The organism is Streptomyces brasiliensis (genome assembly GCF_014647875.1).
Taxonomy (GTDB): Bacteria; Actinomycetota; Actinomycetes; order Streptomycetales; family Streptomycetaceae; genus Streptomyces; species Streptomyces brasiliensis.
This window is the reverse complement of sequence record NZ_BMQA01000042.1, coordinates 40,590-63,157: the sequence shown is the minus strand read 5'-3', so window position 1 is coordinate 63,157 and position 22,568 is coordinate 40,590. Positions and strand designations below refer to the sequence as shown.

General features: G+C 70.4%; 18 protein-coding genes and 1 riboswitch. Of the genes, 7 read left to right on the top strand and 11 right to left on the bottom strand.

The genetic code is table 11. The features are described from left to right. Positions 1-157 precede the first annotated feature (157 nt). Positions 158-577 carry a winged helix-turn-helix transcriptional regulator gene (locus tag IEZ19_RS36920; protein WP_189315765.1) on the bottom strand — a complete coding sequence of 140 codons (420 nt, stop codon included), beginning with the start codon at positions 575-577 and terminating at the stop codon, positions 158-160. Between IEZ19_RS36920 and IEZ19_RS36915 the strand changes: the two genes are divergently transcribed. From IEZ19_RS36915 to IEZ19_RS36905, 3 genes are all read left to right on the top strand, one after another. Continuing rightward, positions 576-1,430: an SDR family oxidoreductase gene (locus IEZ19_RS36915; RefSeq protein ID WP_189315764.1), complete on the top strand. Its 855-nt coding sequence runs from the start codon at positions 576-578 to the stop codon at positions 1,428-1,430. The genes IEZ19_RS36920 and IEZ19_RS36915 overlap by 2 nt on opposite strands. A gap of 191 nt (positions 1,431-1,621) precedes the next feature. Then, the gene (gene rarD / locus IEZ19_RS36910; protein ID WP_189315763.1) at positions 1,622-2,617 is read left to right on the top strand and encodes an EamA family transporter RarD; all 996 of its coding nucleotides are present in this window, start codon (positions 1,622-1,624) and stop codon (positions 2,615-2,617) included. An 84-nt stretch (positions 2,618-2,701) separates the two neighbouring features. Then, the gene (locus IEZ19_RS36905; protein ID WP_189315762.1) at positions 2,702-3,178 is read left to right on the top strand and encodes a VOC family protein; all 477 of its coding nucleotides are present in this window, start codon (positions 2,702-2,704) and stop codon (positions 3,176-3,178) included. A 48-nt stretch (positions 3,179-3,226) separates the two neighbouring features. Here IEZ19_RS36905 and IEZ19_RS36900 read toward each other — a convergent pair whose 3' ends face one another. Beyond that, positions 3,227-4,534, bottom strand: a complete 1,308-nt coding sequence (locus IEZ19_RS36900; protein WP_189315761.1) for a tetratricopeptide repeat protein — start codon at positions 4,532-4,534, stop codon at positions 3,227-3,229. Between the two features lie 227 nt (positions 4,535-4,761). On the opposite strand from IEZ19_RS36900, the gene IEZ19_RS36895 reads away from it, so the two are divergent. Next, positions 4,762-5,358: a flavodoxin family protein gene (locus IEZ19_RS36895; protein WP_189315760.1), complete on the top strand. Its 597-nt coding sequence runs from the start codon at positions 4,762-4,764 to the stop codon at positions 5,356-5,358. Positions 5,359-5,378: 20 nt separating this feature from the next. Here the strand turns inward: IEZ19_RS36895 and IEZ19_RS36890 are convergent, their stop codons facing one another. The 4 genes from IEZ19_RS36890 to IEZ19_RS36875 form a co-directional block, all read right to left on the bottom strand. Next, complete coding sequence (locus IEZ19_RS36890) at positions 5,379-6,278, bottom strand: ABC transporter permease (RefSeq protein WP_189315759.1); 900 nt, start codon at positions 6,276-6,278, stop codon at positions 5,379-5,381. Next, positions 6,265-7,263, bottom strand: a complete 999-nt coding sequence (locus IEZ19_RS36885) for an ABC transporter ATP-binding protein (protein WP_189315758.1) — start codon at positions 7,261-7,263, stop codon at positions 6,265-6,267. The genes IEZ19_RS36890 and IEZ19_RS36885 overlap by 14 nt, the downstream gene beginning before the upstream one ends. 33 nt (positions 7,264-7,296) lie before the next feature. After that, entirely contained in the window at positions 7,297-8,514 is a 1,218-nt protein-coding gene (locus IEZ19_RS36880) for a LolA family protein (protein ID WP_189315757.1), read from the bottom strand. Positions 8,515-9,071: 557 nt separating this feature from the next. Further along, a complete protein-coding gene (locus IEZ19_RS36875) occupies positions 9,072-10,082 on the bottom strand; it encodes a polyprenyl synthetase family protein (RefSeq protein ID WP_189315756.1) in 1,011 nt (336 codons plus the stop codon). Between the two features lie 741 nt (positions 10,083-10,823). Next, positions 10,824-11,010: riboswitch (cyclic di-AMP (ydaO/yuaA leader) on the top strand. A gap of 3 nt (positions 11,011-11,013) precedes the next feature. Between IEZ19_RS36875 and IEZ19_RS36870 the strand changes: the two genes are divergently transcribed. Next, a complete protein-coding gene (locus IEZ19_RS36870) occupies positions 11,014-11,502 on the top strand; it encodes a transglycosylase SLT domain-containing protein (protein WP_189315755.1) in 489 nt (162 codons plus the stop codon). A gap of 40 nt (positions 11,503-11,542) precedes the next feature. On the opposite strand, the gene IEZ19_RS36865 is transcribed toward IEZ19_RS36870, so the two are convergent. After that, on the bottom strand, positions 11,543-12,349 hold the full coding sequence (locus tag IEZ19_RS36865) for an HAD family hydrolase (protein WP_189315754.1): 807 nt from the start codon (positions 12,347-12,349) through the stop codon (positions 11,543-11,545). A gap of 547 nt (positions 12,350-12,896) precedes the next feature. On the opposite strand from IEZ19_RS36865, the gene fahA reads away from it, so the two are divergent. Together fahA and IEZ19_RS36855 are read left to right on the top strand one after the other, a co-directional pair. Next, a complete protein-coding gene (fahA, locus tag IEZ19_RS36860; RefSeq protein ID WP_189315753.1) occupies positions 12,897-14,114 on the top strand; it encodes a fumarylacetoacetase in 1,218 nt (405 codons plus the stop codon). A gap of 193 nt (positions 14,115-14,307) precedes the next feature. Beyond that, positions 14,308-15,246 carry a M56 family metallopeptidase gene (locus IEZ19_RS36855; RefSeq protein WP_189315752.1) on the top strand — a complete coding sequence of 313 codons (939 nt, stop codon included), beginning with the start codon at positions 14,308-14,310 and terminating at the stop codon, positions 15,244-15,246. Between the two features lie 72 nt (positions 15,247-15,318). On the opposite strand, the gene recQ is transcribed toward IEZ19_RS36855, so the two are convergent. The 4 genes from recQ to nuoL form a co-directional block, all read right to left on the bottom strand. Then, complete coding sequence (recQ, locus tag IEZ19_RS36850) at positions 15,319-17,298, bottom strand: DNA helicase RecQ (RefSeq protein ID WP_189315769.1); 1,980 nt, start codon at positions 17,296-17,298, stop codon at positions 15,319-15,321. A gap of 150 nt (positions 17,299-17,448) precedes the next feature. Then, positions 17,449-19,098 carry an NADH-quinone oxidoreductase subunit NuoN gene (gene nuoN / locus IEZ19_RS36845; RefSeq protein ID WP_189315751.1) on the bottom strand — a complete coding sequence of 550 codons (1,650 nt, stop codon included), beginning with the start codon at positions 19,096-19,098 and terminating at the stop codon, positions 17,449-17,451. Further along, the gene (locus tag IEZ19_RS36840) at positions 19,095-20,666 is read right to left on the bottom strand and encodes an NADH-quinone oxidoreductase subunit M (RefSeq protein WP_189315750.1); all 1,572 of its coding nucleotides are present in this window, start codon (positions 20,664-20,666) and stop codon (positions 19,095-19,097) included. The genes nuoN and IEZ19_RS36840 overlap by 4 nt, the downstream gene beginning before the upstream one ends. Positions 20,667-20,671: 5 nt before the next feature. Then, positions 20,672-22,567 (bottom strand): NADH-quinone oxidoreductase subunit L, encoded by a 1,896-nt coding sequence (gene nuoL, locus IEZ19_RS36835; protein WP_189315749.1) that lies wholly within the window; start codon positions 22,565-22,567, stop codon positions 20,672-20,674. Position 22,568 lies beyond the last annotated feature (1 nt).

Here is a 22,568-nt window from a genome sequence, read left to right as displayed (position 1 = left end):
AAGGGCGACCTGGCCGCCCTGCTGGCCGGCGGCGACACGTGGACCGTGGTGGGCTGACCGGCATGCTGTAGGGCCTGGGCGCAGCTCTACGCCCAGGCCCACTTCGTGCAGGCTCTCAGCGCCCCGGCATTAGTTCAATCGGTCGCAGTCGGCGGCGTCACGGCTGTTCAGCGGTTGCCTTTGCCGTGTCGTATCTCTCGCGTGCCTTCTCCACCGCGGACATCCGCTGCTCCGTCCACAGCGCCAGCGCCCTGACCTGTTCCGCCGCCTCGCGGCCGAGGTCGGTGAGGGAGTAGTCGACGCGAGGCGGGATCACGGGCTTGGCGTCGCGGTGGACCAGGCCGTCGCGCTCCAGGGTCTGGAGGGTCTGCGTGAGCATCTTCTCGCTGACACCCCGGCCGACACTGGCTATCGCCCGGCGCAGTTCGCTGAACCGGTACGGACGGTCGAGCAGTTCGATCAGGACCAGGACACCCCAGCGGCTGGTGACGTGTTCGAGGACGAGGCGGTACGGGCACATCGCCTCGCCGGCGTCACGGGCCGCGGCCTTCGCACCCCACAAGGAGTTCTGAACCATGAGCATCGTCGTCACCGGATCCACCGGCCACCTCGGCCGCCTCGTCGTGGAGCAGCTGCTGGAGAAGGTTCCGGCCGAGCAGATCACCGCCGTCGCGCGGGACGAGGCCAAGGCCGCCGACTTCGCGGCGCGCGGCGTGAAGATCGCGGTCGCCGACTACAACGCGCCCGAGACCTTCGACGGCCTCTTCGCGGCCGGCGACAAGGTGCTGCTGATCTCCGGCAACGAGTTCGACAAGGGCCGGGTCCAGCAGCACAAGGTCGTCATCGACGCCGCCAAGGCGGCCGGCGTCGCCCTGCTCGCCTACACCAGCGCCCCCGGCAGCCTGACGGCCGCGCTCGCCGACGACCACCGCGCCACCGAGGAGCTGCTGCTGGCCTCCGGTCTGCCGTACACGCTGCTGCGCAACGGCTGGTACCACGAGAACTACACCGAGAACCTGGCCCCGGTCCTGGAGCACAACGCCGTCGTCGCGGCCGCCGGCGAGGGCCGGGTCTCCTCCGCCTCGCGCGCCGACTACGCGGCCGCCGCCGTCGCCGTACTGACCGGTGAGGGGCACGAGAACCAGACGTACGAGCTGGGCGGCGACGAGGCGTGGAGCTTCGCCGAGTACGCGGCCGAGCTGAGCAAGCAGACCGGCAAGGAGATCGCCTACAACGCCGTCACCGGCGATGTCATGAAGGGCATCCTCACCGGCGCCGGGCTGCCCGAGCCGTTCGCCGAGATCCTCGTCGGCGTGGACGCGTCGATCGCCAAGGGCGAGCTGGTCGTTTCCACCGGCGATCTGTCCCGCCTGGCCGGCCGCCCGACCACCCCGCTCGCCGCGGCCATAACCACGGGCCTGAAGGGCTGAGCCAGGGCCGCACGCCGCGCGCTCACGGGACGAACCTGGGCCGCGTGGATCCGCTCCGAGCACCCGACCGCGGACCTCGTCGGGCCCACCACCCCCGCCTGTCATGACCGTATGACGATACGGGCATGACAGGCGGGCGTACTCGGCGCTACCTTCGTCCGGGCGGAACAGAACATGAGACGGAGGTGCCCGTGGCCGGGGAGTCGAGAAGTGAACGGCGGACAGGTCTGCTGAACGGCTTCGCGGCGTACGGGTTGTGGGGGCTCGTCCCGCTGTTCTGGCCCTTGCTGAAGCCCGCCGGGGCGGTGGAGATCCTCGCCCACCGAATGGTGTGGTCGCTCGCCTTCGTCGCGGTCGCGCTGCTCGTCGTACGGCGCTGGGCCTGGGCCGGGGAGTTGCTGCGGCAGCCGCGCAGGCTGGCGCTGATCGCGCTCGCCGCCGCGGTGATCACGGTCAACTGGGGTGTATACATCTGGGCCGTGAACTCCGAGCACGTCGTGGAGGCCTCGCTCGGGTACTTCATCAACCCCCTGGTCACCATCGCGATGGGCGTGCTGATCCTGAAGGAACGGCTGCGGCCCGCGCAGTGGGCGGCGGTGGCCGTCGGCTTCGCCTCCGTGATCGTGCTGGCCGTCGGGTACGGCCGGCCGCCGTGGATCTCCCTGATCCTCGCCTTCTCCTTCGCCACGTACGGGCTGGTGAAGAAGAAGGTCAACCTCGGCGGCATCGAGTCACTGGCCGCCGAGACCGCGATCCAGTTCGTGCCCGCGCTCGGCTATCTGCTGTGGCTGACCGCCCATGGCGACTCCACCTTCAGCACGGGCGGCGCCGGACACGCCACGCTGCTCGCCTCGACCGGCATCGTCACCGCGCTGCCGCTGGTCTGCTTCGGCGCGGCCGCGATACGGGTCCCCCTGTCGACGCTGGGGCTGCTCCAGTACCTGGCCCCCGTGTTCCAGTTCCTGCTGGGCATCCTGTACTTCCACGAGGCCATGCCGCCCGCGCGCTGGGCCGGTTTCGCGCTGGTCTGGCTGGCGTTGTCGCTGCTCACCTGGGACGCCCTGCGCACCGCCCACCGGGCCGCCCGCGCGCTCGCCAGGGCCGGCACCACGCCGAGCACGGACCGCATGACCGCCGCGAGCGCCGACGCCGCCCTCGCCCCCGGCAAAGAGGTCGGCGCGAGCTAGTGCTGTGACCGGGACGTATCGCCGGGACGTTTTGCCGCGGCGTATCGCCCCCGCGGGGCCGCGGCTCGGCTATAAGTGGTCGGCATGACGCAGACGCCCGCATCCGCATCCGTCCCGCTGCACTGGAAGCTCGTCATCGACGCCGTCGACCCGCACACCCAGGCCGACTTCTGGGCCGCCGCGCTGCACTACGAGGCCGAGGACAACAGCGCGCTCGTCGAGCGGCTGCTGGAGGCCGGCGCGCTGCCCGGCGAGGCGGCCGTCGAGTACCACGGCCGCCCCGCCTTCCGTGATCTGATCGCGGTACGGCACCCCGACGACCCGTACGACAAGGCCACCGGCACCGGCCTGGGCCGCAGGGTCCTGTTCCAGCGCGTGCCCGAGACGAAGACCGTCAAGAACCGGCTCCATCTGGACGTGCACTCCGGAGACGGGCGCCGCGAGGCCGAGGTCGAACGGCTGGAGAGCCTCGGGGCGCAGGTGGAGCGACGGGTGCGTGAGCACGGCGGGGAGTGGGTGGTGATGACGGATCCGGAGGGGAACGAGTTCTGCGTGCAGTAGGGGTGGGTAGCCTCTGCGTGCAGTAGGTCGGTAGGGAGCCGGCGCGTCTTACCGTGCCGGCTTGCCCGCGCGTGCCGTGAGGCGGTGCATACGGGCTCGGGCCGACTCCAGTTCTTCGATGTCGTCGGCGGCCGGGCCCTCCTCGGTGGCGAGTTCCGTCCACAGCGCGATCAGGTCCGCGCCGAGGCGCAGGCCCTGCTCGGGATCGCGTACGGCGCGCCAGGCGGTCGCCGCACTCTGCACGTTGCCGTACGCCGCCTCCGCGTCCCGGGCACGGCGCCGGAGCCGGGCGAGCTCCAGGGAGACCTCGAAGGCACGGAGCGGGTCTCCGGCCAAGTAGGCGACGTAGGCGGACAGTTCGCGCAGGCGGAGCACCTCGGGGTGCTCGGGCCCCAGTGCGGCGGAGGCCTCACCGACGGTGCGCTCCGCGAGCCCGGCCGCGACGTCGATCCGCCCCGCCCGAACAGCCTCGTTGATCCGAGCCATGGGTCCCTGAAGCACCCCGTCGTCCGCCGCGCCTCCATCCCCGAGCACCGCTTCGGCCACGGCATCGAAGCCCCGGGCGGGGGTGGGCCTGGGGTCGGGATCCGGGTCGGCGAGGACTTCGGGGGTGCGGGTGGAGTGCGGAGTGGGGGCGGCCGTCGTCGGGATGGGCTGTGCCATGGGCTTCGGTGCCGGCAGCGGCTCCGGCCCGGGGTTCATCACCGGTGGCGGGCCGAACACCCCGGTCGGCGGCTGGACCGTGCCCGGAGCCGGAGGCGGCGTCTCCGTCGCCGCGCGGAGCTGGAAGGTGGGCGCCTGCCCCCCGAGCGGCGTGGGCTCCGGCACCGCGCGCGGCGGGAACGCCGGCGCCATACCCGCCGAGTCCCAAGCCGGCTCGGCGGTCGGGCGGAGGAGGTGCGTCGGCTCGTCGCGGTACGGCTGCTGCTGCGGCCCGGCGGGAGGCGCTGGGGGCGTTGCGGGCGAAGGGGCAGCGGCGGCGGGGCTCGTGCGCAGGGCGACCGGGGTGCCCTGGGCCCCCGGGGCAGGCACTCGCCGTGCATCCCGCTCCCCCGGCGGAGCCACCCGTACCGGTTCGGACGTGAAGGTGCTGGAGCCGTTCGGGTTCACCTGGAGCGGGACCACGTAGCCGATGCGGTCGTCCTGGATCGTGGCGTGGACGGGGTGGCCGGTCGTGCGGGCGAGGCGGTGGAGGTGGTCGAGGACGGCCTGCTGGATCTCCTCACCCGGCGCCGTCGCGAGCAGCACCCCGTCGGCCGTCGCCGTGCCCGCATCCGACACCCGGACGTCGACCGGCGTCACCGGATGCCCAACGCCCTCCTGTTCCCGCTGCTCCTCGCGGCTGAGCCGAGACATCGGTTCCCTCACTCCCCCGGCGTCACGATCCGGTCGTACCCGTGCGTACTCCCGAGTCTCTCCCGCTCGCCACGGATCCCACGTCACCACGACGTCACAGACTCGCACCAGGAACTCATCCGTCGTAAGGCCGCAAGGGACTCGCGGGCATTTCATTGCGTGTGCATATAATGCAGGTGCTTGCTTTTCCGGCACGCCGATCCGTCCAGCCATCACCTGGAGGACCCATGACCCGCCGCTTTCTTTTCGTGCTGGGCAGCGCCCGGCGCGACGGCAACACGGAGCTGCTCGCCCGCAAGGCCGCCGAGCAGTTGCCCGGCGACGTGGAGCAGCAGTGGATCAGCCTCGCCGAGCACCGCCTGCCCGACTTCGAGGACCTGCGGCACGACAGCGACCACGTACGGCCGGCCCCGGACAGCACCACCGGTCTGCTCCTGGACGCTACGCTCGCCGCGACGGACATCGTGATCGCCTCGCCGCTGTACTGGTATTCGGTTTCCGGCCTGACCAAGCGCTACCTGGACTACTGGTCCGGCTGGCTGCGCACCCCCGACGTGGACTTCAAGGCGACTCTGGCCGGCCGCACCCTGTGGGGCGTCACCGCGCTCGCGCACGAGGAAGCGGAGGTGGCCGACCCGCTGATCGGCACCCTCAACCACTCGGCCGCGTACATGGGCATGCGCTTCGGCGGGGTCCTGCTGGGCAACGGCAGCGCGCCCGGGCAGGTCCTGCGGGACACGGCGGCGCTGGCGCGGGCGAAGACGTTCTTCGCCCAGGAGGCGCCCCTCGCCCGCTTTCCCTACGAGACGCCGGCGACCGTATAGACCGACCGGGCCGCGGCGCGCTACGCCGTGATGTCCTTCGTCGTGAACCGCGCCCACGCCGCCGAGCCGAACACCACCGCGTACAGGGCCTGGAGGCCGAGGTTCTTGACCAGGTCGTCCCAGTAGACCGGGTCGCGCATCAGGTCGGCGAAAGACAGCCAGTAGTGGGAGAAGAAGTACGGCTGGAGCGCGTGCAGTTGGGGGATCTGGTCGAGGATCTGCACGGTGATCAGCAGACCGACCGTGGTCGCCATCGCCGCGATGCCGCTGTTGGTGAGGGTCGAGACGAACAGCCCGAGGGCCGCGATCCCGGTCAGTGACGCGGCGACGACCAGGGCGATCAGCAGCGCGCGACCCAGTCCCTCGGCGAAGCTGATCTGCGTGCCGGAGATGGTCGTCAGGTCGCCGAGCGGGAAGAGCAGTGCGCCGACGATCAGCGCGGAGCCGGCGACCACGAGGGTGGCGAGCAGACAGAAGGCCATCGTGGTCGCGTACTTGGTGAGCAGGAGACGGGTACGGCCGGCGGGGGCGACCAGGAGGTAACGCAGGGTTCCGGCGTTGGCCTCGCCTGCGATCGCGTCGCCGGCCACGACACCGATCGACATCGGCAGGAAGAAGGGGAGCGTCGCGGCGAGTGCCGTGAACACCAGGAACAGACCGTTGTTGGTGATCTGCGCGATGAACGCCGGCCCCTCTCCCCCGCCGCCCCGCCCGGCTGATGAGCCGTCGCTCGTCTCGATCTTGACCGCGATCCCGACCAGGATAGGTACGGCGGCCAGCACCCCCAACAGGGCGAGCGTGCGCCAGCGCCGGAAGGTGGTGACCAGTTCGCTGCACAGGAGCCCGAAGGTCCACAGCGGACGAGGGGCGCGTACGGCCGCCACATCGCCGTCGGCCGCCTGTATGTCAGCCTGCGACATCGAAACCCTCCCCGGTCAGCGCCACGAACGCGTCCTCCAGCGAGGCCCGTTCGACCCCGAAGCCGCGGACACGGACGCCCGCCGTCACCAACGCGCTGTTCAGGTCGGCGAGTTCGCCCTCCGGTGGTTCTCCGGTCACCCGGTCCTCGGTGATGACGACGTCGGCGACCCCCTGTTCCTTCAGCACCCGGGCCGCGTCCCCGGTGTCGGGCGTGGTCACGACCAGCCGGCCGCGCGCACCGGCCGCGAGGTCGGCGACCGCACCCTGGGTGACGAGCCGCCCCTGGGCCATCACCGCGGCGTGGGTGCACACCTGCTCGATCTCGTCGAGGAGATGCGAGGACAGGAAGACGGTGGTTCCGTCGGAGGCCAACTCCCGTACCAGCGAACGGATCTCCCGCATGCCCTGCGGGTCGAGGCCGTTGGTCGGCTCGTCGAGGACGAGGAGTCTGCGCGGCTGGAGCAGCGCGGCCGCGAGGCCGAGGCGCTGCTTCATACCCAGGGAGTACGCCCGCGCCTTCTTGCCCGCGGCGGCCGTCAGCCCCACCCGGTCCAGCGCCGCGGCGACGCGGGTACGCCGGGTGCGCGGGTCGGCGGTGGGGTCGGCGGCGTCGTAGCGCAGGAGGTTGTCCCGGCCGGAGAGGAAGCCGTACAGCGCGGGGCCCTCGATGAGCGCGCCCACCTGCGGCAGTACGGTCCGTGTGGAGCGCGGCATGGGGCGGCCGAGCACGCGGGCCGTGCCGGAGGTGGGCTCGATGAGGCCCATCAGCATGCGGATGGTGGTGGTCTTGCCGGAGCCGTTCGGACCGAGGAAGCCGAAGACGCTGCCTGCCGGGACGGTCAGGTCGAGACCGTCGACGGCGAGCTGTCCGCCGCGGTAGCGCTTGGTGAGGCCGCGGGTTTCGATGACGCTCATGACGCTCGCGCGGGCGTCATCGTCTCCCGTGTCTCCCGCCTGGTGCCCCGTGGCGGACGGTTCGTCCATCGGCTCCCTCGATTCGTCGTGCCCACAGGGTGGCTACTTGCCTGTGTTCGCCGCGTCGACCAGGGCGTTCTTGGTCACCGCACCGACGTACACCTTGCCGTCGTCCGTGATCAGGGCGTTGATCAGGCGGGTCGAGAACACAGTGCCCTTGCCGAACTTGCCGCTCACCTGGTCGCCGAGCGAGCCGAGGAAACCGCCCAGGTCGCCGCCGGCCGCGCCGGACGGCACACCGCCCTTGCTGCCGGTGTCGAACGTGGTGATCGCGTTCCAGCCCTCGCCGATGACCTTGGAGCCGTCGAAGCCCTTGGACCCCTCGTCCCCCTTGAGGAAGTCCTCACCGGGCTTGCCCGAGGGCGCGGGAGCGGTCTTCTCCGCGTGGCCGTCCTCGGTGACCTTGGCGCCCTTGGGCGGGGTGAAGTCGAAGGTCGAGGCAGCCGGCTTGGCGAAGCTGACCTGGGTGAAGCCCGCGTCGACCACGGCGGCGCCGCCGCTCGACGGGGTCAGCGTGAACTTCAGCGGCAGCCCGGTCTTCGCGTCGACGGCGATGCTGATCGCGCCGACCGTGGTGCCGGACTGCTTGGGCTTGACGAGCAACTTGTAGGCGTCGCGGCCGGCCACCTGCGCAGTGCCGTCGACGGTCACGGACGTCGTGTCGTCGACGGACTTCAGGACCTCGTCGGCGAAGTCCTTCGGCGTGGCGGGAACTTCGTGCTCCGACTGCTTCCCGGCCTCGTCCGCGGTCCCGTGGTACACCTCGTTCGACTTGCTGTCGTAGCCCCACACGTCCTTGCCGTTGTGGATGAGGCTGTATTCGGCGGCGTTCTCGATCAGCGAGAGCTTCTGCCGGTCCGGGCCGTCGGCGGCGACACGCAGCGTGTGCGTGCCGGCGGCCAGTTCGGTGAGCTTGGAGGTCGGGTCGGCGGACGATCCGTCGCCCGACGGGGTCGCGCCGGAGACCAGGCTGTTCTCGAGACCGCCCAGGTCGGGCAGGCCCAGGTCCGTGGTGACCTTCACCGTGCCGGACAGTTGTTCGACGTCCGACTTGGCGATCTTCTCGATGAGCTGCTGCGCGGTGATCTTCGGGAGATCGGGGTCACCGGAGTCGGCGAGCGCCGGGACGAGCCCGATGGTCGCCGCCGCCACCCCCACCACCGCGACCGGGACGACGTACCGAGCGGCCTTGCGCCGCCCGGAGCGCAGGTCCTCGACCTCCTCGGCGCCCGTGTTGCCGTCGGATTCGTACGGTGCCATGTCTGCCTTACCTCCGTCGTCGGCGGCGGCTGTCCTCGCACTTTCCCACCCTGAGCCGCCATTCTCACCCGAATCGGTGAGGAGTGGTGATTTCCGTGGTCTCCATCTGACCAAATCACCGACCCTGAAGCGTCAGCCCTCGGGCTCAACTCCGTGTACACCTCCGGTATGACACGGGGTGGAGGGGTGCGACTTGACCCGTAGGGGTTGAGGCGGAGACACGCCCGGCGCAGGGAACGGGGCGCCCGCGAGTGGCGAAGCCCGCCGGGGTGCAGGGACGAAACCCCCCGGGGTGCAGGGGACGGAGTCCCCGCCGGGGTGCAGGGGCGGAGCCCCGCGGGGGCAGGGCCGAAGCCCGCCGGGGTGCAGAGGACCCCGAGTCCCCGCTGGGGTACAGGAGACGGAGCCGCCGCCGGGGACGCAGGGGCGAAGCACCGCCAGGGACGCAGGGCACGGAGTCCCCGCCGGGGTGCAGGGGCGGAGCCTCGCCGGGGTCCGGGGCGGAGCCCCGTGGCGGGACCTCCTGTCCTACCGAGTCGGGCGGGCGGGTGGGCGAATCACCCCGCCCGATGCACCACCGCGTCGCACAACTCCAGCAGCGCGACCTTCGCATCGCACGCCGGCAACGGAGCCAACGCCGCCCGCGCATCCTCCGCGTACCGCACGGTGTCCCGCCGGGCCTGCTCCAACGCCGGATGCTCCCGCAGCGCGGCCAGCGCAGCGGCATGCCGTGCCGAATCCGTGAGGTCCGAGTCCAGCAGCTCGCACAGTTCGATGTCCTCGGCCAGCCCCAGCCGCGCCGCCCGCTCTCGCAGCCGTAGCACAGGAAGTGTCGGCACGCCTTCGCGCAGATCCGTACCGGGCGTCTTCCCGGACTCGTGCGAGTCGGACGCGATGTCGAGCACGTCGTCCGCGAGCTGGAAGGCGACCCCGAGCCGCTCGCCGTACTGCGTGAGCACGTCCACGACCGTCTCGTCGGCGCCCGACATCATCGCTCCGAAGCGGCACGACACCGCCATCAGCGACCCCGTCTTGCCGCCCAGCACGTCCAGGTAGTGCTCGACCGGGTCACGGCCGTCGGAGGGCCCGGCCGTCTCCAGGATCTGCCCGGTCACGAGTCGTTCGAACGCGAGGGCCTGGACGCGGACCGCCTCCGGCCCGAGGTCGGCGAGGATCTGCGAGGCGCGGGCGAACAGGAAGTCACCGGTGAGGACCGCAACTGAGTTCCCCCAGCGGGTGTTCGCGCTGTCGACCCCGCGCCGTACCGCCGCCTCGTCCATCACGTCGTCGTGGTACAGCGTCGCGAGATGGGTCAGCTCGACCACGACGGCCGAGGGGACGACACCCGGCGCGTACGGGTCGCCGAACTGGGCCGCGAGCATCACGAGCAGCGGCCGGAACCGCTTCCCGCCCGCGCGCACCAGGTGCTGCGCGGCCTCCGTGATGAACGGGACCTCGCTCTTGGTGGCTTCGAGCAAGCCTTCTTCGACAGCCGCCAATCCGGCCTGGACATCGGCTTCCAGAGCCTGGTCCCGCACGCTCAGCCCGAACGGCCCGACGACGGTCACGAGGGGTCTCCTGTCTGCTGGTGTCTGCTGGCGGTTACACGGTTTGTCGATAGGTCGCTGCCATCACTCGAGTCAGCCTATCCGGTCAGGTTTCGATCACCGATAGCGCCCACCCGGCCAGGCCGGGCGGTATCACATCACGGACGGTATGTTCTTGATCATCTGATATGGCGTATATGACTGATATTTCTCGACTCCGCACTACACGGCATCTTTTGACCCGCGCGACCTCACCCGCACAGGGGGTCCGCACCCTCCTCCCGGCGGCACCCGGCTGTACGCACGAATGCCCCCCGACGGACTCCCCCACACCGGCACCACCGGTACCCCTCGGCGGACGTGAGCAGGGTCACGTACAGCCTCGCGGCCGACCGCAACGCGAACCCGAGACAACAGGGCGGCCTTCCATCGGGAACAAAAGAGTTAATTCCATAGACTTGGGACGATGTGTCCAATTTGCCGCTATTAGCATTCCAATTCCCCTTGGCGGGAAATGCGCTTAGGGCTTTAGGGGGGTGAGTTGGGTCACTTCCGCCCCTTCGTCGGAATATCTGCGACAACCCCCTCCCGCCCTTGCGCAGGGCGCAAGTTGAGGGTTGGCAACCGCAAAGGATCAAGTACCTCATACGCACCAGACCAAGGTCAATTGGTACGAGATATGCATCCGGCACTTGTTTCGGACATGTGCTGTCGCATAGCTTCCCGAGCTGTCGGGCGGACGCCGAATCCTGCCGGCGCCCGACAAACCCATCGACGAACTCATTCACGTACGGCAGGAGCGGGGGACCCAGGTAAGCCGCCGGAACGGTACGGCACACGTCGTACCGGAACGGCTCGGGGTGAAGTCGTATCGCTTTGCGGCGAAACGGCCGGGCACCTCCCCGCCCGAACCCGACAGCTCACCTCGCAGGCGCCGGAGAGGAAGTTCGTAATGCCCGCTGACGCTCAGCACCGCCATACCCGCACCAAGCGCCTCGTGCGCACCCTCGCCGTCGCCGGCACCGGCGCCGCCGTGCTCGCCCTCCCGCTCATCGGCGCGACCGCCGCCTCCGCGGCCACCACGTCGACCACCACGCCGTCGACGACTCTCGCCGGATACCCGAACAACCTCGACGGCTGGATCCGCGAGTCGCTCGCGATCATGGCCGAGAAGAAGATCCCGGGCACCTACAACGGCATCTACCGCAACATCATCCGCGAGTCCTCGGGCAACCCGCGCGCCATCAACCTCTGGGACTCGAACGCGGCCAAGGGCATCCCGTCCAAGGGCCTGCTCCAGGTGATCGACCCGACGTTCAAGGCCTACCACGTGGACGGCACGTCGTTCGACGTCTACGACCCGGTCGCCAACATCACCGCCGCCTGCAACTACGCCGCCGCGCGCTACGGCTCCATCGACAACGTCTTCGGCGCCTACTGATCCACGGGCCCGCGCCCCCGAGCTCCCACGGGCCCACCGCTCACGCGAAAAGTCTCTCGAGGACGACGGCGATGCCGTCGTCCTCGTTGGACATGGTCACCTCGTCGGCCACCGCCTTGAGTTCGGGGTGGGCGTTGGCCATCGCCACCCCGTGGGCGGCCCAGTCGAACATGGGGATGTCGTTGGGCATGTCCCCGAAGGCGACGGCCTGCCGGGGGCTCAGCCCCAGATGCTCGGCGGCCAGCGCGAGCCCGGTCGCCTTCGTGATGCCGCAGGGCTGGAGCTCGACGGTCCCCGGCCCCGACATGGTGACCGTCGCCAGGGAGCCCACGACCGAACGGGCCGTCGCCGCCAACTCGTCGTCGGACAGGCTGTGATGACGCAGCAGGACCTTGCTGATGGGCTCGCACCACAGGTCGTCGCGCCGCTCCACCCGGACGGCGGGCAGGGTCGGGTGGGGCATCAGATACCCGGGCTCGATGAGCGTGAGCCCTTCCACCCCGTCCTGGTCGACGGCGGCGTACACCTGCCCCACCTCGGCCTCGATCTTGCCGAGTGCGGTCTCGGCCAGCTCCCGGTCCAGGGTGACCGACCACAACAGGCGGTCCACGCCCGCGTCGTACACCTGCGCGCCCTGTCCGCACACCGCGAGCCCCGTGCAGCCGAGGACGTCGAGCAGCGGCCTTACCCTCGGCGCCGGCCTGCCCGTCACCACGAGATGCCGGGCACCGGCCTCGGTCACGCGCGCAAGTGCGGCCAGGGTCCGGTCGGAGAGGGTGTCGTCACCGCGCAGGAGCGTTCCGTCCAAGTCGGTGGCGACAAGGGAATATCCGGGGGGAGCGGCCATGATCAGAGAATACGGACAACACGTCTGTCCCACTCACCCCGATGTCCTCGGCTGTTCAACTGCCGGTGTTCCACGATAGGTTGCCCCACCGCACGAACGGGACAGAGGGACGTCCGGCGCTGCTCCCGCATCGACCCCGGTGACGGCTCCGGCGACGACGACCATGATGAAGAGGCCGACGAGACCGAGGCCAGACGCGACCTGCTGCGCCTCCACTTCGCCGACGCATGCGCCCGGTTGGCCCGCGACCTGCACGCGAGCGGCCGCGTCGAGAAGCTCTTCGGCCGCCCGCTGCCCGTCGTCGTCTTCGACATGGACTGCCCGGCGCCGACGACGATCAGCTCCTTGCCGGAGAACCGGCTCAGGTCGTGGTGCTGGGGGCTGTGCAAGACCGGTCCGGTCGGTGCGGGCCCGTCCGACAACGCCTATTCGGACATTGCGAACTCTTCAGACACTGCCCAAGACGGGCAACGCCCCCGTAACGTGTGCCGCGACCACATGGAACGTCTGGCCACGCACGGCACGGATGAGAGTGAGGCAGCACCCCATGCCCCCCTTCGACGTCCCCGAGGGCGACCCCTTCGGCCCGCACAACCTTCCGTACGGCATGTTCTCGCCCGCGGGCAGCAAGGAACGGAGGATCGGCGTCCGGCTCGGCGACCACGTCCTCGACGCGGGCGCGGCAGCCGCTTCGCTCGGCTCGCCGTACCACTCCCTGCTCGCCCGCCCGGCCCTCGGCGCACTGCTGGCGGCCGGCCGCACGACCTGGTCCGACGTACGGCGCGCGCTGACCGCGTGGGTGACGGTGCCCTCGCACCGCGAGGCGATCGAGCCCCTCTTCCACCCTCTGTCGTCGGTGACCCTGCACCTCCCCTTCGAGGTCGCCGACTACGTCGACTTCTATGCGTCCGAGAACCACGCCCGCAACGTCGGTCAGATCTTCCGCCCCGACGCGGCGGACTCGCTGACGCCCAACTGGAAACACCTCCCGATCGGTTACCACGGCCGCTCCGGCACGGTCGTGGTGTCGGGCACTGATGTCGTACGCCCCTCCGGCCAGCGCAAGGCCCCCGCCGACGCGGCACCGGTCTTCGGGCCGTCCGTCCGTCTCGACATCGAGGCCGAGGTCGGCTTCGTGGTCGGTGTCCCGTCCGCGATGGGCAGTCCGGTGGCGCTGGGCGACTTCCGCGAGCACGTCTTCGGGCTGTGCCTGCTCAACGACTGGTCGGCGCGGGACATCCAGGCCTGGGAGTACGTCCCCCTCGGCCCGTTCCTCGGCAAGTCCTTCGCGACGTCCGTGTCGGCGTGGATCACCCCGCTGGAGGCCCTCGAGGACGCGAAGGTGGCGCCACCCGAGCGCACGCACCCCCTGCTGCCGTATCTCGACGACTCCGGAGCGGACGCGGAGCCCGGCGGATACGACCTGCGGATCTCCGTCGCGATCAACGGCCACGTGGTGTCCGAACCCCCTTTCTCCACCATGTACTGGACTGCCGCCCAGCAACTCGCCCACATGACGGTCAACGGCGCCTCCCTGCGCACCGGCGACCTGTACGGCTCGGGCACCGTGAGCGGCCCCTCGGAACACCAGCGCGGCTCCCTTCTCGAGCTCACCTGGAACGGCCGCGACCCCCTCGAGCTCCCCGACGGCAAACGGACGTTCCTCGAGGACGGGGACGTGGTGACCCTGTCGGCGTGGGCCCCGGGAGCCGACGGGAACCGCGTCGGGCTCGGTGAGGTCACCGGACGGATCGTGGCGGGCTGAGCGACGGGGCCGGTCGGCCGCCCGGACCGGGCCGCCCGATCCGCGCCGGATTCCTCCTCGGCTCCTGACCGCTGTGGCCCGCGGCCGTCATACTGGCTGCGGGACACAGCACCATCCGACGCACCACCGACGTTCCGCATACGCACCACCTCTCATCTGCCCGCTTCTTCGACCAGGAACCGGAGCCGCCGGCATGACCGTCTGCCTGCTCCTGCTGAGCCTCGTCGCCCTGACGGCCGCCGTGCCCGCACCGCGCGCGCTGACCCGCGCGGCCTGGCCCGAGCGGGAACCCGTGGTCGGGCTGTGGGTGTGGCAGTGCCTGGTCGCCACCGTGCTGCTGTGCTGCCTGGCCGCGCTGACGCTCGGCGCGGCCGCGGTCTTCCACACCGTGCGGGACCGCGTCTTCGCGCCCGCGCCACCCGCCGTCGCCGCCGCGTACGACCTCTCCGTCGCACCGGTCTGGGCCGTCGCCCTCACGCTGCTGCTCGCCTGCGGAGCGGCGTGGACGACGGCGATGCTGGCCCGCGAACTCACCGAGGCCCGCCGGCGCCGCGACCTTACCCGCGCGCACCTGCGTGAACGCGCCCCGGAGCTGCCCGCCGGGCTACCGGCCGCGCGCGGTCCGATGCTGGTGCTGGAGGACGAGTACCCGGACGCCTGGTGGATGCCCGGCCATCCGCCCCAGCTGGTCGTCACCACTGGTGCGCTGCAGCGCCTCACCGACCATCAGCTCGACGCGGTCCTCACCCATGAGCGCGGTCACGCCCGCGCCCACCACGACTGGCTGCTCCATCTCTCCACGGCACTGGCCACGGGTTTCCCGCGGGTGCCGCTGTTCGCCCACTTCTGCGACCAGACCCACCGTCTCGTCGAACTCGCCGCCGACGACGCGGCCTCCCGGCGCTGCGGCCACCTGACCACCGCCCTCGCGCTGATCGAGCTGAACCAGCACCGGGGCGTCCTGTCCTGCGCCTCCAGCCGCCGCCTGCTCGGCGAGCGCGTCGACCGGCTCCTCGAACCCCCACCGCGGCTCCTTCGCAGGCACCGGGCCCTGACGACGACGGTGGCCGCGCTGGTACCGCTCCTGCCCCTGGTGATCACGTTCGCCCCGGGGCTGACGGCACTGACCTGACGGATCGGCCCGGCCGCCTGGTGAATGCCGGACGACCGCTTGGCCAGAACCTGGTGAGTGCCCGCCGGGCTCCTATGTCCAGTCGTCCGGCCCCGGTTCCTCGTCCGGCTCCGGCCAGTCGTCGTCCGGCGCCACACCGCTCGCCTGTGCCGATCCGGCGGCCGTGCCGGGCGCCGACAACGACGACAGCACCACGAGCACGCCGTCCCCGTACGTCGCCAGCTTCTTCTCGCCGACCCCGCTCACCGTGCCCAGCTCCGCCACCGAGCCCGGCCAACGGCTGACGATCTCCCGGAGCGTGGCGTCGTGGAAGATGACGTACGCCGGGACGCCCTGCTCGCGGGCCTGCTCGGCGCGCCAGGCGCGCAGCGCCTCGAACGCCGGGAGCAACTCCTCCTCCAACTCGACCGCGACGGCCTTGGCCTTGCGCTCCCCCTTGCCCGAGGACGACGAACCCCGCGCCACCGCAGGCTTCTTCGGCTCCTTGCGCAGCGGCACCTCCCGCTCCCGCCGCAGCACCGAGCCGCTCGCCTCGGTGAGCACCAAGGTGCCGTACTCCCCCTCGACCGCCAGCAGCCCCTGGGCCAGCAACTGCCGTACGACGCCCCGCCATTCCCCCTCGGCCAGTTCTTCGCCGATGCCGAAGACGGACAGCTGATCGTGGTCGAACTGGATCACCTTGCCGGTGCGCTTGCCGAGCAGGATGTCGATGATCTGCACCGCGCCGAACTTCTGCCCGCGCTCCCGCTGCAGCCGCACCACGGTCGACAGCACCTTCTGTGCGGCGATCGTGCCGTCCCAGGTCTCCGGCGCGGTCAGACAGGTGTCGCAGTTGCCGCAGCCCGCCGGGTCGGGATCCTGGCCGAAGTAGGCGAGCAGCTGGCCGCGACGGCACTGGACCGTCTCGCACAGCGCGAGCATCGAGTCCAGATGAGCGGCGGCGCGGCGGCGGAAGGCCTCGTCGCCCTCGCCGGACTGGATCAGCTTGCGCTGCTGTATGACGTCATTGAGGCCGTAGGCCATCCAGGCCGTCGAGGGCAGGCCGTCGCGCCCCGAGCGGCCCGTCTCCTGGTAGTAGCCCTCGATCGACTTGGGTAGGTCGAGGTGGGCGACGAACCGTACGTCCGGCTTGTCGATGCCCATTCCGAAGGCGATCGTGGCGACCACGACCAGGCCGTCCTCGCGCAGGAACCGGGCCTGGTGCGCCGCGCGCGTGCCCGCGTCCAGTCCGGCGTGATAGGGCACTGCCTCGATGCCGTTGGCGGTCAGGAACTCGGCCGTCTTCTCCACCGAGTTGCGCGACAGGCAGTACACGATGCCCGCGTCGCCCGCGTGCTCCTCGCGCAGGAAGGCGAGCAGCTGCTTCCTGGGGTCGGCCTTGGGCACGATCCGGTACTGGATGTTGGGGCTGTCGAAGCTCGCGACGAAGTGGCGGGCCGCCGGCATGGTCAGCCGCTGCGTGATCTCCTGGTGCGTCGCGCGCGTCGCCGTCGCCGTGAGGGCGATCCGCGGGACGTCCGGCCAGCGCTCGCCCAGCACGGAGAGGGTCAGATAGTCGGGGCGGAAGTCGTGGCCCCACTGGGACACGCAGTGCGCCTCGTCGATGGCGAAGACGGAGATCTTGCCGCGGGAGAGCAGGTCCAGGGTGGCGTCCAGGCGCAGCCGCTCCGGGGCCAGGTACAGCAGGTCCAGCTCGCCCGCCAGGAACTCCGCCTCGACCACGCGGCGCTCGTCGAAGTCCAGCGTGGAGTTGATGAACCCGGCGCGCACGCCGAGCGCCCGCAGCGCGTCCACCTGGTCCTGCATGAGCGCGATGAGCGGCGAGACCACGACACCCGTACCCGGTCTGACCAGGGCCGGGATCTGATAGCAGAGCGACTTTCCGCCGCCGGTCGGCATGAGGACCACGGCGTCGCCGCCCGCCACCACATGCTCGATGACCGCTTCCTGCTCGCCCCGGAACGCCTCGTACCCGAAGACCCGGTGCAGCGTGGCCAGCGCCTCGCTCTCGCTCACCCCTGTCATCCCGCCGATCCCGCCCGTCCCGCCCATCACCGTGCCCCCGTACGTCGTCCCTCGACCACTGCGTCCACGATAGGGCTCCGCACCGACATCCCCGGAGTTGTCCACAGGCTCCCCGGCAGCAGAACGGCCCGGCACCCGTGGACGGGGTGCCGGGCCGCCATGTGCGCCGGTGTCACGTCAGCGCACGAAGACTCCCGCCTGGCTCGCCAGGTCCAGGAAGTACTGCGGTGCCACACCGAGGACCAGCGTCACCGCCACGCCCACGGCGATCGCTGCCATGGTGAGCGGGGACGGCACGGCCACGGTCGGCCCCTCCGGCCTGGGCTCGCTGAAGAACATCAACACGATCACGCGGATGTAGAAGAACGCCGCGATCGCCGAGGAGATCACTCCGATCACGACCAGCGGGGCCGCTCCGCCCTCCGCCGCCGCCTTGAAGACCGCGAACTTCCCCGCGAAGCCGGAGGTCAGGGGAATGCCCGCGAAGGCCAGCAGGAACACCGCGAACACGGCCGCGACGAGCGGCGAGCGGCGGCCGAGCCCGGCCCACTTGGACAGGTGCGTCGCCTCGCCGCCCGCGTCGCGCACCAGCGTGACCACGGCGAACGCGCCGATCGTCACGAAGGAGTACCCGGCGAGGTAGAAGAGGACGGACGACACGCCGTCCTTCGAGGTCGCGATGACACCCGCGAGGATGAATCCCGCGTGCGCGATCGACGAGTACGCCAGCAGGCGCTTGATGTCGGTCTGGGTGATCGCGACGATCGCGCCGCCCAGCATCGTGATGATCGCGACGGCCCACATGACCGGCCGCCAGTCCCAGCGCAGGCCGGGCAGGATGACGTAGAGCAGCCGCAGCAGCGCGCCGAACGCCGCCACCTTGGTCGCCGCCGCCATGAAGCCGGTCACCGGGGTGGGCGCGCCCTGGTAGACGTCCGGGGTCCACATGTGGAACGGGATGGCGCCCACCTTGAACAGCAGCCCCATCACGACCAGCGCGGCGCCGATGAGCAGCAGCGCGTCGTTGCCCATGGTGTCGGCGAGCGCCGGGTCGACGTTGGGGATCGTGCCCTCGACGACCTGAGCGATCGTGCCGTACGACACCGAGCCCGCGTAGCCGTACAGCAGCGCGATGCCGAACAGTGTGAACGCGGAGGCGAACGCGCCGAGCAGGAAGTACTTGACCGCGGCCTCCTGCGACATCAGGCGCTTGCGGCGGGCCAGGGCGCACATCAGGTACAGCGGGAGGGAGAAGACCTCCAGGGCCACGAAGAGCGTCAGCAGGTCGTTGGCCGCAGGGAAGATCAGCATGCCCGCGATCGCGAAGAGCAGCAGCGGGAAGACCTCGGTGGTCGTGAATCCGGCCTTGACCGCGGCCTTCTCGCTGTCGCTGCCCGGCACGGACGCGGCCTGCGCGGCGAAGGAGTCGACCCGGTTGCCGTGCGCTGCCGGGTCCAGTCGCCGCTCGGCGAAGGTGAACAGGGCGACCAGGCCGGCCAGCAGGATCGTGCCCTGCAGGAACAGGGCGGGCCCGTCGACCGCGATGGCGCCCATGGCCGCGATGCGCGCCTTCGTGGTGCCGTATCCGTCGGCCGCCAGTGCGACGACCGCCGCGAAGGCGGCGCAGAGGGCGACGACGGCGACGAACACCTGCGCGTAGTAGCGGGACTTGCGGGGGACGAACGCCTCGACCAGCACCCCGACGACGGCCGCGCCGACGACGATCAGGGTCGGCGACAATTGTCCGTATTCGATCTTCGGCGCGCCGATCTTCGCGATCGGGTCGGACGCGGTTGTCCACAGGCTGTGGACGGCTGCTGTGCTCACTTGGCGGCCTCCACCTCGGGCTTGGGGTCGGTCTGGTGTACGTCGGACATGGTCTGTTTGACCGCCGGGTTGACGATGTCCGTGACAGGCTTCGGGTAGACGCCCAGGAAGATCAGCAGCACGATCAGCGGCGCCACGACCACCAGCTCCCGCGCCCTGAGGTCGGGCATCGCCGTGACCTCCGGCTTCACCGGGCCCGTCATCGTGCGCTGGTAGAGCACGAGGGTGTACAGCGCGGCGAGGACGATGCCGAAGGTGGCGATGATGCCGATGGCCGGGTAGCGCGTGAACGTGCCGACCAGGACCAGGAACTCACTGACGAACGGTGCCAGTCCGGGCAGCGACAGCGTCGCCAGGCCGCCGATCAGGAACGTGCCGGCGAGCACCGGGGCGACCTTCTGCACCCCGCCGTAGTCGGCGATGAGCCGCGAGCCGCGCCGGGAGATCAGGAAGCCGGCGACCAGCATGAGTGCGGCCGTGGAGATGCCGTGGTTGACCATGTACAGCGTCGCACCGGACTGACCCTGGCTGGTCATCGCGAAGATGCCCAGGATGATGAAGCCGAAGTGCGAGATCGACGCGTACGCCACCAGCCGCTTGATGTCGCGCTGGCCGACCGCGAGCAGCGCCCCGTAGACGATGCTGATGAGCGCCAGGACGAGGATGACCGGCGTCGCCCACTTCGACGCCTCCGGGAACAGCTGGAGGCAGAAGCGGAGCATCGCGAAGGTGCCGACCTTGTCGACGACCGCGGTGATGAGGACGGCGACCGGAGCAGTGGCCTCCCCCATCGCGTTGGGAAGCCAGGTGTGCAGCGGCCACAGGGGCGCCTTCACCGCGAAGGCGAAGAAGAAGCCCAGGAACAGCCAGCGTTCGGTGCTCGTCGCCATGTGCAGCGAACCATTGGCCCGCGCCTGCACGATCTCCTGGAGGCTGAAGTTCCCGGCGACCACATAGAGGCCGATCACCGCGGCCAGCATGATCAGACCGCCGACCAGGTTGTAGAGGAGGAACTTCACGGCGGCGTACGACCGTTGCGTCGACGCCGCTTCCTCGCCGTGCTCGTGGGCACGGTCCCCGAAGCCGCCGATGAGGAAGTACATCGGGATCAGCATGGCTTCGAAGAAGATGTAGAAGAGGAAGACGTCGGTGGCCTCGAAGGAGATGATCACCATCGCCTCGACGGCCAGGATCAGCGCGAAGAAGCCCTGCGTGGGCCGCCACCGCTTGCTGCCGGTCTCCAGCGGGTCGGCGTCGTGCCAGCCCGCGAGGACGATGAACGGGATCAGCAGGGCGGTCAGCGCGACGAGGGCGACGCCGATGCCGTCGACGCCCAGTTCGTACCTGACCCCGAAGGCCGAGATCCAGGCGTGGGACTCGGTGAGCTGGTAGCGCGCGCCGCCCGGGTCGAAGCGGACCAGGATGACGATCGCCAGGGCCAGCGTGGCGAGCGAGACCAGCAACGCCAGCCACTTGGCGGCGGTGCGCCGGGCGGCCGGTACGGCGGCCGTGGCGATCGCCCCGACGGCCGGGAGTACCGCCGTCGCTGTCAGCAGAGGAAAGGACATCGGTATCAGACCGCCCTCATCAGCAGGGTCGCGGCGACCAGGAGTGCCGCACCGCCGAACATCGAGACCGCGTAGCTGCGCGCGAAGCCGTTCTGCAGCCGCCGCAGCCGTCCGGACAGGCCGCCGAACGAGGCCGCCGTACCGTTGACCACCCCGTCGACCAGGGTGTGGTCGACGTACACCAGGGAGCGCGTGAGGTGCTCTCCGCCGCGGACCAGGACGACGTGGTTGAAGTCGTCCTGGAGCAGGTCGCGCCGGGCGGCCCGGGCGAGCAGCGAGCCGCGCGGGGCGGTGACGGGGACGGGCTTGCGGCCGTACTGCAGGTAGGCGATGCCCGCGCCGACGACCAGGAGCACCAGGGTGGCGGCGGTGATCGCGCCCGCGCCGACCGGCGAGTTGCCCTCCTCGTGCCCGGTGACGGGCTCCAGCCAGTTCAGGAAGCGGTCGCCGAGGTGGAAGAAGAAACCGGCGCCGACCGAGCCGACCGCGAGCACGATCATCGGGATCGTCATGACGCTCGGCGACTCGTGCGGGTGCGGCTCGTTGCCGTTCTCGTCGGGCTGCCAGCGCTTCTCGCCGAAGAACGTCATCAGCATCACGCGCGTCATGTAGAACGCGGTGATGGCCGCGCCCAGCAGGGCCACGCCACCGAGGATCCAGCCCTGGGTGCCGCCCTTGGCGAAGGCCGCCTCGATGATGGCGTCCTTGGAGTAGAAGCCGGACAGGAACGGGAAGCCGATGATCGCCAGATAGCCGAGGCCGAAGGTGACGAACGTGATCGGCATGTACGTCCTGAGGCCGCCGTACTTGCGCATGTCGACCTCGTCGTTCATGCCGTGCATGACCGAACCGGCGCCGAGGAACAGTCCGGCCTTGAAGAAGCCGTGCGTGACGAGGTGCATGATCGCGAAGACGTAGCCGATCGGGCCGAGGCCCGCCGCCAGGATCATGTAGCCGATCTGCGACATGGTCGAGCCGGCCAGTGCCTTCTTGATGTCGTCCTTGGCGCAACCGACGATCGCACCGAACAGGAGCGTGACCGCGCCGACGACCGTGACGACGAGCTGGGCGTCGGGCGCCGCGTTGAAGATGGCGCCGGAGCGGACGATCAGGTAGACGCCCGCGGTCACCATCGTCGCGGCGTGGATGAGGGCCGAGACCGGGGTCGGGCCCTCCATCGCGTCCCCGAGCCAGGACTGCAGCGGCACCTGGGCGGACTTGCCGCAGGCGGCGAGCAGCAGCATCAGGCCGATGGCGGTGAGCTTCCCCTCGGATGCGTCACCGACGCTGCCGAGCACCGGCCCGAAGGCGAACGTGCCGAACGTCGTGAACATCAGCATGATCGCGATCGACAGGCCCATGTCGCCGACGCGGTTGACCAGGAAGGCCTTCTTCGCGGCCGTGGCGGCGCTGGGCTTGTGCTGCCAGAAGCCGATCAGCAGGTACGAGGCGAGACCGACGCCCTCCCAGCCGACGTACAGCAGCAGGTAGTTGTCGGCGAGGACGAGCAGCAGCATCGCCGCGAGGAACAGGTTCAGATAGCCGAAGAAGCGGCGCCGGCGCTCGTCGTGCTCCATGTACCCCACCGAGTACAGGTGGATCAGCGAGCCGACGCCGGTGATCAGCAGGACGAACGTCATCGACAGCTGGTCGAGGCGGAAGGTGACGTCCGCCTGGAAGCTCTCGACCGGGACCCAGGTGTACAGGTGCTGGGTCAGGGTGCGGTGTTCGGCGTCCTTGCCCAGCAGGTCGGCGAAGAGGATCACGCCGAACACGAAGGAGGTCGCCGACAGCAGCGTGCCGATCCAGTGGCCGACGGAGTCCAGGCGGCGGCCGCCGGTCAGCAGCAGCGCCGCTCCGAGCAGGGGCGCCGCGATCAGCAGCGCAATCAGGTTCTCCACG